Annotated in this window: 11 protein-coding genes and 3 tRNA genes; 13 read left to right on the top strand and 1 reads right to left on the bottom strand. The window is 36.7% G+C overall.

Going from position 1 to position 11,373, the window contains the following annotated elements; genetic code table 11:
* Positions 1-97 precede the first annotated feature (97 nt).
* The 4 genes from HMPREF0877_RS02845 to HMPREF0877_RS02830 all read left to right on the top strand — a co-directional run bounded on the left by HMPREF0877_RS02845 (position 98) and on the right by HMPREF0877_RS02830 (position 840).
* Positions 98-171: transfer RNA gene (locus tag HMPREF0877_RS02845), tRNA-Trp, on the top strand.
* A gap of 2 nt (positions 172-173) precedes the next feature.
* Positions 174-246 (top strand) — tRNA-His (locus tag HMPREF0877_RS02840).
* Positions 247-273: 27 nt separating this feature from the next.
* A tRNA-Leu gene (locus HMPREF0877_RS02835) sits at positions 274-357 on the top strand.
* A gap of 180 nt (positions 358-537) precedes the next feature.
* Positions 538-840, top strand: a complete 303-nt coding sequence (locus HMPREF0877_RS02830) for a hypothetical protein (protein ID WP_002827693.1) — start codon at positions 538-540, stop codon at positions 838-840.
* Between the two features lie 327 nt (positions 841-1,167).
* Here HMPREF0877_RS02830 and HMPREF0877_RS02825 read toward each other — a convergent pair whose 3' ends face one another.
* A complete protein-coding gene (locus HMPREF0877_RS02825) occupies positions 1,168-3,984 on the bottom strand; it encodes a YfhO family protein (protein ID WP_040760354.1) in 2,817 nt (938 codons plus the stop codon).
* Positions 3,985-4,222: 238 nt separating this feature from the next.
* On the opposite strand from HMPREF0877_RS02825, the gene HMPREF0877_RS02820 reads away from it, so the two are divergent.
* From HMPREF0877_RS02820 to HMPREF0877_RS10370, 9 genes are all read left to right on the top strand, one after another.
* Positions 4,223-5,200: a mannose/fructose/sorbose PTS transporter subunit IIA gene (locus HMPREF0877_RS02820; RefSeq protein WP_002827691.1), complete on the top strand. Its 978-nt coding sequence runs from the start codon at positions 4,223-4,225 to the stop codon at positions 5,198-5,200.
* Between the two features lie 46 nt (positions 5,201-5,246).
* Positions 5,247-6,044, top strand: a complete 798-nt coding sequence (locus HMPREF0877_RS02815) for a PTS mannose/fructose/sorbose transporter subunit IIC (protein ID WP_002827690.1) — start codon at positions 5,247-5,249, stop codon at positions 6,042-6,044.
* Between the two features lie 19 nt (positions 6,045-6,063).
* Positions 6,064-7,011 (top strand): PTS system mannose/fructose/sorbose family transporter subunit IID, encoded by a 948-nt coding sequence (locus HMPREF0877_RS02810; RefSeq protein ID WP_002827689.1) that lies wholly within the window; start codon positions 6,064-6,066, stop codon positions 7,009-7,011.
* Between the two features lie 87 nt (positions 7,012-7,098).
* Positions 7,099-7,446, top strand: coding sequence for a DUF956 family protein (locus HMPREF0877_RS02805; RefSeq protein WP_040760352.1), 348 nt, complete (start codon positions 7,099-7,101; stop codon positions 7,444-7,446).
* 33 nt (positions 7,447-7,479) lie between these two features.
* Entirely contained in the window at positions 7,480-8,151 is a 672-nt protein-coding gene (locus HMPREF0877_RS02800) for a histidine phosphatase family protein (RefSeq protein ID WP_002827686.1), read from the top strand.
* Positions 8,152-8,268: 117 nt separating this feature from the next.
* Positions 8,269-9,138 (top strand): DNA/RNA non-specific endonuclease, encoded by an 870-nt coding sequence (locus HMPREF0877_RS02795; protein WP_002827685.1) that lies wholly within the window; start codon positions 8,269-8,271, stop codon positions 9,136-9,138.
* 175 nt (positions 9,139-9,313) lie between these two features.
* Complete coding sequence (locus HMPREF0877_RS02790; RefSeq protein WP_040760351.1) at positions 9,314-10,018, top strand: aspartate/glutamate racemase family protein; 705 nt, start codon at positions 9,314-9,316, stop codon at positions 10,016-10,018.
* A gap of 101 nt (positions 10,019-10,119) precedes the next feature.
* Complete coding sequence (locus tag HMPREF0877_RS10375; RefSeq protein ID WP_002827683.1) at positions 10,120-10,284, top strand: hypothetical protein; 165 nt, start codon at positions 10,120-10,122, stop codon at positions 10,282-10,284.
* A gap of 21 nt (positions 10,285-10,305) precedes the next feature.
* Positions 10,306-10,455, top strand: a complete 150-nt coding sequence (locus tag HMPREF0877_RS10370) for a DsrE family protein (RefSeq protein ID WP_337250174.1) — start codon at positions 10,306-10,308, stop codon at positions 10,453-10,455.
* Positions 10,456-11,373: the final 918 nt, after the last annotated feature.

The raw sequence follows: 11,373 nt of genomic DNA, 5'->3' as shown, positions 1-11,373 counted from the left end.
CATGGTCTAGTTGGTTATGACGTTCGCCTGTCACGCGAAAGATCACGGGTTCGAATCCCGTTGTGACCGTTTCAAATTAAGTATTACATCACATTATAGGGGTATAGTTTAGCGGTAGAACAACGGTCTCCAAAACCGTCGGCGGGGGTTCGATTCCCTCTACCCCTGCCATGGCGGTAGTGGTGAAGTGGTTAACACACCGGTTTGTGGTTCCGGCACGCGTGGGTTCGATCCCCATCTACCGCCCTGAATTGATGTAATATTTAATATGATGCCGTTGTGGCGGAATTGGCAGACGCGCTGGACTCAAAATCCAGTTCCCGCAAGGGAGTATGGGTTCGACCCCCATCGACGGCATAACATACCCTAGGAATTCTTAAATTGAAGAATCCCTAGGGTTTTATTTTGTTATTTTATTAGAAAAATAAATTATAAAGTATTTAAAAAATTTTGGTTTATAATTAGTTGAATATAGAAGAAAAAGATAATAGGTGTCATACTGGCATAGTATGAATTTTAATTGAAGGGGATATAAATATGGCACATAGTCCAATTACTAGTGATACTCATCAACAATTAATGATAGATTTTGGTGTGGATGGCCCACAAGTTGGTGAAAAAAATATCTCATTAAAAGAGGGCTTTCTGGTACGAGATGAATCAGGAACAGAAAAGAACTATACACATTGGGATGTCATTCATCGTGCAGATGAAACTTATTGGTCACCTTTAGATGGTGATCGTAAGACACTGTATGATATCACAAGTTATGAAATTAAAAATAAAAAAAGTGATCAGTGGGTCAGTATTGGAGAATGGTTTGCTTCTGAAGAATTGTAGTAAATTATTATATGTGAAAGCGAGACAAAAGTCGTTTTGAAACCAGTGTGACACGTGATTTGCGCTAGTTTTTGTCGTAGCAAAGCGAAAGGCAGGAGTAGGTAGTGTCAATTGCGTTACATTGTGGCTTCAGACTTTTGGAACACGTTTATATTATAAAAATTACAAGCTTATAATTAATACAATTTTAGCAAGAAAAGTTTGGAACATTTTCTTTTGTTCTAAGCTTTATGAATGATGTATAAAAAAGCTCTGAATCGAATTTCGTAAGTTTTGGAAATGATGCCAACTTACGAGGCTCGTTCAGAGCTTTTTTACATGAAAAAATTATTTATATTTTTGATTGATTCGTATAGGTTTAAAAAGATTTATAAACAGTACTAAACAGCAAATAATAACACCAAGCAGAAAACTGATTTTACCAATATGGCTGCCAGGAGTGTGATAGTAGAGTCTTATATTATTTTTACCTACAGATAGTGGAATACCAATAAATCCATTACCAAGTTTAATTAAATTAGCATGATTTCCTTTGATGCGCCAACCATCACTATAAGGAATAGTGGTTGCAAGTATTTTAGGATTATTAACAGTAACAGATGTTGTTAATTTATTATTTCCAATTTTGTAACTTGGGGCTGTATTTTTAATGTGTTTTGCGACTTTATTAAACCGATTGTCAGTAGGAATGGCTTTAATTTGTACATCAAAGTCGTACTGTCCAACTTTATTAAAAGTAAGTGGAATAAAGGCTTTCTTATTTATGTTACTAGCCTGTCCAAGATTCAATGTAATAGTAGTCTGTGGATTATAAAATGATAAGTTTGACTGCCCAGTTTGTGTAAATGTATTTACCTTATTGTTGTAAGTAGTTGAGATAGTATAATTACCGGTTTCTTTACCCATACTGCTAAAGTGTGTTTTGTACCAGTTCCAAGTAAATGCTTGACTATTGTATTGACGATCAATTAATTTTTGTGCATTTCTTGCATCTTGGACATGCTTATATCGATACTGATTCAAAGCGACATGTTGCTGTTGTTTCAACGTGTATGGTTTAAAATGTAAGTTCGATATTTCTAAGTGCAATTCTGTACCTTTCAATGCCTTAGAAGGGCTAAGGTAGAATCCAGTAGGTAACCAATCTGCATTTGTTTTATAAGTGATATGCTGTGTTTTCTTTGCTTTTTTTGTTAAATCAGTCCTAATTTGACCAGTAACAACCTGTTCACCAAATTTTGATTTATCGGTAGATGAATGATTAGTTAAAACCACACTGTCTGCTAGAGTAGCTTCTTTCTCAGTCGGTGACAATGTAGCATAGTTTTTTTTACTGAGATAGTATTTTGGAAAATACAATAACGGATATGCATTGTTTGATTGAGTAACTGACTGTCCATTAATAATTTGATTGGTTTGTGTTTGGTATGAGTTCGGTGTTAAAGTACCCGGATTTTCAAATCGTTTTGAGATACCTAATACGTTACTAAGAACATTACGAGAATCAAGATTACCAGTGATGTCGTTAGGATTAGCTGAATTGATAGCAAGTGCGCTTAATCCCTTACTAACTGAACCATTCTGCAATGACCAGTAGCTTTCAGCATTATTTAAAGTGCTAAGAAGTGGTAGGTTTGTTGCAGGAGCAATTCCAGTCGCGTTATTTAATTGATTATCGACATAAGATCGTATAACTTGTTTTGAATCTGTATTCGAATAATTTTTTTGTTGATTCATCAATTGTTTAACTACTTTATTGGGTAATAAATCTGTCGCATTTGGATTTGTATTACTTGTATGATTACGAGTTACCAAGAAAAATGAATTAACGATAATTAATAGAACTAACCATACTGGTTTAAGGAAAATATTTGATTGTATCGTCCAGATTAAGGCTAATGAAGCAAAATACAAAGCAATCATCATACCATAGCGACTGTTTAAGTTAAAATTACTGATAATGAATAGAGACAGACCGGAAATTAGACCAGTCATAAAGAACCAAAAATAATCGCGTTTAGTTAAAGTATCCAACTGATTCATCAGATGTAAAACCATACAGCTAATAGGTAATGACAATAGGAATATCCAACGATTAGATGGTGAAGAACCACCATTTAACATTGCTGCAAATATTGGTAAACACAAGCCAATTAAACAGAATGACCATAGCCAATTAAATAATTGATATTTATGCCAACGACGCAACCCAAATATCACAGCCATGATACTAATGGCTGTAAAACCACCAGTTAACCAAAAAGATGGGGTGGTTTGATTGGCAATTAGATTACCGGGCAATGCAAAATAGTAATAGGCAGGATAGGCAAATAGTCCATTAGCAATTTGACTGTTTGATCGTGCAGAAGTGAATACGGCATCAATGCTAGGAAAAAGTAATGGTGCAGCAAGCAAAGTAGCAAGCAGACCAGAAAACAGCAGTTTAATATGTGCCAACCAGTTTGACCAAGCATGACTTTGGATTTGATAACCGATCCAATAAATAGCTAGACCAATCATTAACATAAAGGCAAAATAAAAATTATTCCATAGTGTCCAGAAAAGCATCACTGTTAAGAAGGTATATTTTTGTTTAGATAAAGCGACATTTAATGCCAGGACAAGTAGTGGAAAAATAATTAATGGGTTAATAAAAAAAGGATGCTCAAATGCTGAGAATGCGGTGTATCCAGAAAAAACATAGCCAAATACGGCAATTTGATAGTGCCATGTTGGACGATTTTTAAACCAAGATTGTGCGGCAACCAAGAATGAAATACCGGCTAAATAGAGTCGCACAATGATCATAAAGTTGTAATAAGTGATTAGATGGGACTTAGAGATAAAGGCAGCCCCGTAACTAAATATATCGCCTAAAGTATAATAAGAAAAAGTTTGATAATAGTCTGCTCCCAAACCAATATGCCATTGCCAACTTGTTGGCAGCGTGTGATGCTGAATAATATTTTTTAAATCTTCTTGCCAACGCACTAATGCTGGAAAATGTTGCGCAATACCATCTGATTGCCAAATTAGAGACGTATCTGTGAAGTAGTAAGGTGCAAAAATAAATATTGATAAAATTCCAAACAGCATTGTATAGGTGATAATTGGTCGTATAGACCATTTCAACCGGGATTGCATATTTCATACCTCCAAAAGACTATCAACGTATTATAGCATTTTCAGTTGCTTTGAAGGTTTAAACTGGAAATTCCAGGATTGTTTCAGTATGATAAAAACCGAAATAGTAATTAGAAAAATAAATAATTTAAAGTAAGTGTGTAACCGTTTACAGATTGTGAAAGATAGTCTATAATTACACGAGTACATGTTATCTTTGTACTTTGGAATTATTATATAAATAAGGAGCGTGGCAATTATGGTAAATTTCATTATTGCTAGTCATGGTGAATTTGCTGCGGGTATCCGACAGTCAGGTCAGATGATTTTTGGTGAGCAAGAGAATGTTCAAGTTGTAACATTCATGCCCAACGAAGGTCCAGAAGATTTGATGAAGAAGTTTGAGGATGCTCTTGCAACATTTGAACCTGAGGGACAAGTATTGTTCCTCGTTGATTTGTGGGGTGGATCACCGTTTAACGCTGCATCTCGTATTCAAGCCTTGCATGAGGATCGTATGGCCATCATCACAGGGTTAAACTTACCAATGTTAGTAGAGGCTTATGGGGCCCGTTTCACAATGGAAACAGCTGCTGAAATTGCAAGTTACTTGATGCCAGTTGCACGAGATGGTGTAAAGACCTTACCAGAAACTGAAGAACCAGCACCAGTCGCTGCAGATTCTACAGAAGATGATCAACCAGTTGTTGAGGCTGGAGACATCAATAAGGTTATCCATTCAGGTTCTGCAACAATGGATGTTCGTTTAGCACGTATCGACTCACGTCTATTACATGGGCAAGTGGCAACAGCATGGACAAAGTCTGTGTCACCAAACCGTATTATTGTTGTTTCGGATGGTGTGTCAAAAGATGAACTACGTAAGACATTGCTTGTTCAAGCAGCACCAGTTGGTGTAAAGGTTAATGTTGTTCCTATTCAAAAATTAGTGGATATCTGGGATGATCCACGATTTGCTTCAGTGAAGGCTTTGCTATTGTTTGAAACACCACAAGATGTTGCGAAAGCAGTTGAGGGTGGTGTTAAATTAGGTGAAGTTAACATTGGTTCAATGTCTCATTCAGAAGGTAAGCGCATGTTAACAAATGCGGTTGCTGTTGATGATGAGGATGTAAAGACATTAGAATATCTACGTGATCAAGGTATCACTTTTGATGTTCGTAAAGTGCCTGCCGATCAAGGTAAAGATGTCTTTGACTTATTAAAGAAGTCATAATTTGTTATTAATTAAATAGTAGAGAAATTATTCGGGAGGATAACGCATGATTTCAGCGTTTTTCGTAGTTCTATTTGCATTCCTAGCTGGAATGGATGGAATTTTAGATGAGTTCCAATTCCACCAACCATTAGTTGCTGCAACTCTAATTGGGTTAGCTAATGGTCACTTAACTGAAGGAATTATCCTTGGTGGAACGTTGCAAATGCTTGCCCTAGGTTGGATGAACATTGGTGCCGCTGTTGCACCGGATGCTGCTTTGGCATCTGCAGTTTCAGCATATCTTGTAACCGGTCCAGCACAAGTTAGTGTTGATACTGGTATGGCGATTGCTATTCCTTTGGCTGTTGCCGGTCAAGTTTTGACGATTGGTGTTCGTACAATTACGGTTGCCTTGGCTCACGTTGCTGATAAGCAAGCTGAAAAGGGTAGCCTACGTGGAGTTGAAGCAATTCACTGGACAGCCTTGATTATTCAAGGTTTGCGTATCACAATTCCAGTGATTATTGTTATGGCTGTTGGTGCTGGTCCAGTTAATGATGCTTTGAACGCAATTCCAGATGTAATTACAAAGGGATTGGCTGTTGCTGGTGGATTCATCGTTGTTGTTGGATATGCCATGGTTATTAACATGATGGCAACTGCCGAACTTTGGCCATTCTTCTTCTTAGGATTTGCATTGTCAGCTGTTACAGAATTGAACTTGATTGCCATGGGTATGATTGGTCTTGTATTGGCTTTGATCTACCTACAATTGTCTCCAAAGTTTAATGGTGGCTCAGGCAAGGGTGGTTCAAACAGTTCAAATGGTGATCCAATCGACGCCATTTTAGATAATTACTAAGCTTGGAGGATAGTACATCATGAGTGAAAATGAAAAAGTCGAAGTTCACTTGACTAAGGGTGATCTTGTTAATACTTGGTGGCGTTCAACTTTCTTGCAAGCTTCATGGAATTATGAACGTATGCAGAACGTTGGTTGGGCATTCGCAATGATTCCTGGTATCCGTCGTTTGTACAAGACGAAGGAAGACCGTGCTGATGCTATGAAGCGTCACTTGGAATTCTTTAATACACATCCATATGTGGCTTCACCAATCTTGGGTGTTGAGCTTGCTATGGAAGAGCAACGTGCTAACGGTGCAGAAATTAATGACGAAGCCATAAACGGTGTTAAGGTCGGAATGATGGGACCTTTGGCTGGTGTTGGAGACCCTATTTTCTGGGGAACAATGCGTCCCGTTCTTGGAGCGTTTGCCGCTGGTATGGCGCAAGGTGGCTCAGTTTTGGGTCCAATTATCTTCTTCGTTGTTTGGAACTTGATTCGTATGTTGTTCCTATGGTACACACAACAATTAGGTTATAAAGAAGGTACAAACATTACACAAGATTTGGCTGGTGGTGCCATGCAAAAGATTACCACTGGTGCTTCAATCTTGGGTATGTTTATCATGGGTGTTTTGGTTCCTCGTTGGACAACGATGAACTTCCCAGTTGTTATGTCAAAGGTTAAGGTACAAGATGGTGCTGCTGCTGATATTCCTGGCCTAGCAAAAGCTATCAATGGTGGTCATGTTTCTGCCTCAAAGATTGCTGATGTTGTTGGTCAAATTCAAGGTGGTCAATCACTTTCTGCTTACAAAGTAACAACTTTGCAAGATACATTGGATCAATTGTTGCCTGGTTTGGCACCATTGTTGTTGATGTTCATTGTTTTGTGGATGCTACGTAAGCGCGTATCACCAATCACAATTATCTTTGGATTGTTCATTGTTGGTATCTTGGCATACGCCTTCGGTATTATGGCATAATACAATTTGAAAGAAATTTGTTAAAATAAAAGATGAGGCAGCGATAATGCTGGCCCATCTTTTTTTATATAAAATAGGAGAATGATAATGGCTCAGGCATTAAATTCAAAAATATTATTATCAGGAAATGCAAATGCGATGATGTCACCAGTTAATATTCAACAAGGAAAAATGTATTATGGTGATCGTGGCATGGAATTCCGAGCAAATACACGCGGAGGATATATTCAAATACCCTGGAAAAGCGTTAAATCAGTCAGTATGGAAATTATTTTGAAATTTTACTATCGTGGTTTTTTTGTTACGACTACCGATGGTAAAACATTTGAATTTGTTGGTGGTAAGGCGAAGCAAGCCGTCAATGTATTCCGAGACCATTTAAAACCTGAACAAATTATGCGTCGTAAAGGGGTAATGGAACGTAAACGCAAGTGATTTGTGCTAAAATGAGCAAGGGAGGGATGAGCAATGAAAACTTTACATTTATATGTAGTGCGTCATGGCAAGACGTACTTTAATCGTTATAATAAGTTACAGGGTTGGGGAAATTCGCCATTAGTGGCTTCTGGTATTCAAGATGCACACCAAGCTGGTCAAAAACTATCTCAGGTGCATTTTAAAGCGGCTTATTGTTCTGATACAACTAGAGCAATGGATACCGCAAAGATTATTCTAGAGGAAAACAAAAATAGTCGAGAAATTAGTTTAATTACAGATGCCAAATTTCGTGAAGAGTTTTATGGCAGCTTTGAAGGTACCAATATGGATGCTGCTTGGACAAGTGCCGGAGCACCAGTAGGGCTGCGGACTTATTCAGAAATTGTGGATAAATATGATGTTGATAAAACGAAAGATTTGTTAAAAGAAGCTGATCCATGGCATGATGCCGAAAATAGTGAAGAATTTTGGCAACGTGTTTTAGCCGGTTTCAAACGAATATTGACTAATCCAGTATTAGATGATGGCGATAATGTATTATTGATCAGCCATGGTAATTCACTGATTTCTTTAGCTGATCGCTTTGGTGAAGGTAAAATTGCAGTTCATGAACGTCCTGCTAATGGGTCGATTTCTCAAATGGAATTGAGCAAGGATGGTCTGACAATTCTTACCTATAATAACGAGCCAGTAAAAGATTAATTTTTAAAGAATTGAAGATGCAGAATGTCAGTAAGATGTTCTGCGTTTTTTAATTACATACGGAATAACTCTCTATGACATGATATACTTATTGACGTCATAAAAGGAGGCAGTAAAATGGGCCGTAAGAAAAATATACCAATTGGAGCTGCAGTTGTTATTGTGGGTCTTTTATTTTTACAGCAAACAGGGCTAATAAATATTGATGATCTGACTGATCATTCTAATCAGCAAATATCTTCATCATCGAGTGTAAAAAGAACTGTGAATGTTAAAGATGGTGTTGATTATGGCACAGTATCTGATACTCATCCAAGTGAGTCATTAGCTAAAACAGTATTAACGGATGATGTTGTTAGACAATTAAATGCTAATAAAGTCTCGTTTAATTCTGCTGGAGCATATATAGTCAATGATAATCAGACTAATTTGAATGCTGCAGTAAACGTTGCACCTTATGTACAATTAGCACAACAAGATAGTCTTGGTCGGCCAGGAAGGGCAGATGCATTTTTAAATAGAAGCAGCCGTGAGTATCAATCTAGAGCTGATACGGGCAATGCTAAAACTATTGATCCTGTGGGATGGCATCAATCTATGATTGGTGGACGATATAATACCCTCTATAATCGAGGTCATTTAATCGGCTATGCTTTGGCAGGTAGTATAAGATCATTTGATCCATCAGAAGCCAATGCACAGAATATAGCCACACAAACAGCTTGGGCTAATCAAGCATCAAATGGTAATTCTGAAAATACAGGACAAAACTATTATGAAACGCTTGTTCGAAAAGCTTTAGATAGTAATCGGACGGTGCGATACCGAGTCACGCCTATCTATGTTGGTAATGATCTGGTGCCATCAGGAAATCATATGGAAGCAAAATCCAAAGATGGAAAGTTACAGTTTAATGTTTTTATCCCTAATGTAGAACCTGGTGTCAAAATAGATTATGCTACTGGTGAAAGTGCAGTGGTTAAATAATTTAAAGATGTCTATACAATAGAGTCATTGGTCTATAAATTTTTCAGTAGACCTATGGCTCTATTTGTTTGAACAAGCAATTTTACGCACAAAAGCCAGATTGTTTTTCCAATGAAAAAATGTATAATTAATTTTTAATGGGATATTAATTTTAGTGAAGTGTGGAGGGGTAGAAGTGAAAAAATCTTTTGGCATCATTGGGGGAATGGGTACGATAGCTACCGAAAATTTTGTACATATCATCAATGAATTGACTGTTACACATAAAGATCAAGATTATTTAGATTATATTGTTTTTAATCATGCATCAATTCCGGATCGAACAGCTTATATATCTGATCATACAAAGCAAAATCCGTTGCCCTTTTTAGCATCAGACGTTGAAAAATTGAATTATCTTGGCGTGTCATTTATTGTAATAACTTGTAATACCGCACATTATTTTTTACCAGAGTTGCAAAAGCAGTCAGAGGTACCAATTTTTAGTATGCCTGAACTAGCTGTGAAAGCTTGTAAAAAAGAAACCAATAAGAGTATTAGAGTTGGCATTATGGCTACAAATGGAACGATTTCAGCAGGTATCTATCAAAAGGCATTAATTGGGAAAAACGTCACTCCGGTGATACCTGATGAATATCAACAGAACTTGGTTATGTCATTGATCTATGAAGACATTAAAAATAGAAATTTTGTTGACCAGGAAAAGTATTATCAATTAATTGAATATTTTTTTGAAGAGTGTGAGTGTGATTACATTATTTTAGGATGTACTGAATTATCAGTTGCGCAAGAACAGACACACTATCCGTCTGAATATGTCATTGATGCGCAGTTTGAGTTGGCAAAATATGTTGTTAACCAGGTTAAGCAAGCAGGTTAATTGTTAGTGGGGGAAGTTTGATAAGATTTTTAAGAGGGAACTTTTTACATGATATTTGTTAAATGAACTTTTATACCTATTAAATTGGAGGAAAGTTTTAAATGTTGAATACAATTTTTCATATAGATGAAACGCAAAAATGGTCTGTCGTTATTTCAAATCTCAAACATCTACATGAATGGATGCAGAGCAATAACGAAAGTGGTGTTATTGAAGTGGTTGTCAATGGGGAAGCCATTTCTGACACAATAATTAATTCGAAGTAAAATTTAAGCGAATTATTCGAGATTGGCATTGATGTTAGAGCTTGCAAAAATTCAATGGATCAACGCGAAATTCAAGAAGATGATTTACAAAATCATGTGAAAGTAGTCCCTTCAGGAGTAGTTGAGCTAGCAATCAAACAACGCGATGGATTTGGGTATATTAAACCTTAATAAAACGCTACGTATGGTGTTGTTTGTAGATGGATAAAAATTGTGTAGCCCTTATAATTAAATTGTTTTATGGGGGTAAGTAAGAACTTTACAAACTGGGAGTTCACACCGTATAATTAAGACATACAAAAAAGCCTGCAAGGTATCGCACACCTTACAGACTACCGAGTTTGAGAATATTCTTTTTATAGAATTGCGCTGATTAGTCTTTACGGCTTATCAGCGTTTTTCTTTATCTCGTAGGCTTTTGCTAAGTTGATAGCAAACTTACCTAGAGCGCCTAACACAGATAGCCAGAGACACCATGCGAGCATACTCCCGTAGAATTTTGTATCATCATCACACCTCCCAAATTTGAGAATGTGTAAGGTATGGATATACTCACTAACTCGGATAGTTTCATTGAGTAGCTAACTCAAATTCACTACTTAATTATCATAATGGAAACGGATGAAGTTGTATATAGTAATTAGTATACAAAAATAGCCGTTAAACGTTGGTGTTTAGCGTTTTTTATTGTATAAAAGTGTTAATGTTTGTTACTATCGGTATTAATATAATTATATTGAGTTAGAGATATGGAGGTACTAACTGAATGACCGATAAGAACGCACAAACAGAAGCTAACAAGCGTTGGCAAGAAAAAACAAAGAGCATTCTAAGTATTTAAAGTATCGGAATACCGCACGATCATTCATCAGAAAGTTGGCGGCCAGAGATGAGCAAGGCAATTTGTACGAGGTTTTACATTTAACGTTACCCCATACTCATAAACCACCAAAGGCCTCATTTTTGTTAAAGGTCATATTTAAAGGCGATACAATATCACTTTATACAAACGATAGGGGGACAGATGAACATGATTGACTATGAAAAATTAGCTCAAAATCATAAAAAGTTTCGTTTACTTGGTATGGT

Source organism: Weissella paramesenteroides ATCC 33313, assembly GCF_000160575.1.
Classification (GTDB): domain Bacteria; phylum Bacillota; class Bacilli; order Lactobacillales; family Lactobacillaceae; genus Weissella; species Weissella paramesenteroides.
Note: the sequence above shows the minus strand (reverse complement) of the source record. Positions and strands in the feature narration are given on the sequence as shown.

Excerpts from the sequence above, each read along its gene's own strand:
- HMPREF0877_RS02830 (WP_002827693.1), top strand. The coding sequence starts at position 538 with ATGGCACATAGTCCAATTACTAGTGATACTCATCAACAATTAATGATA.
- HMPREF0877_RS02825 (WP_040760354.1), bottom strand. The coding sequence starts at position 3,984 with ATGCAATCCCGGTTGAAATGGTCTATACGACCAATTATCACCTATACA.
- HMPREF0877_RS02820 (WP_002827691.1), top strand. The coding sequence starts at position 4,223 with ATGGTAAATTTCATTATTGCTAGTCATGGTGAATTTGCTGCGGGTATC.
- HMPREF0877_RS02815 (WP_002827690.1), top strand. The coding sequence starts at position 5,247 with ATGATTTCAGCGTTTTTCGTAGTTCTATTTGCATTCCTAGCTGGAATG.
- HMPREF0877_RS02810 (WP_002827689.1), top strand. The coding sequence starts at position 6,064 with ATGAGTGAAAATGAAAAAGTCGAAGTTCACTTGACTAAGGGTGATCTT.
- HMPREF0877_RS02805 (WP_040760352.1), top strand. The coding sequence starts at position 7,099 with ATGGCTCAGGCATTAAATTCAAAAATATTATTATCAGGAAATGCAAAT.
- HMPREF0877_RS02800 (WP_002827686.1), top strand. The coding sequence starts at position 7,480 with ATGAAAACTTTACATTTATATGTAGTGCGTCATGGCAAGACGTACTTT.
- HMPREF0877_RS02795 (WP_002827685.1), top strand. The coding sequence starts at position 8,269 with ATGGGCCGTAAGAAAAATATACCAATTGGAGCTGCAGTTGTTATTGTG.
- HMPREF0877_RS10375 (WP_002827683.1), top strand. The coding sequence starts at position 10,120 with ATGTTGAATACAATTTTTCATATAGATGAAACGCAAAAATGGTCTGTC.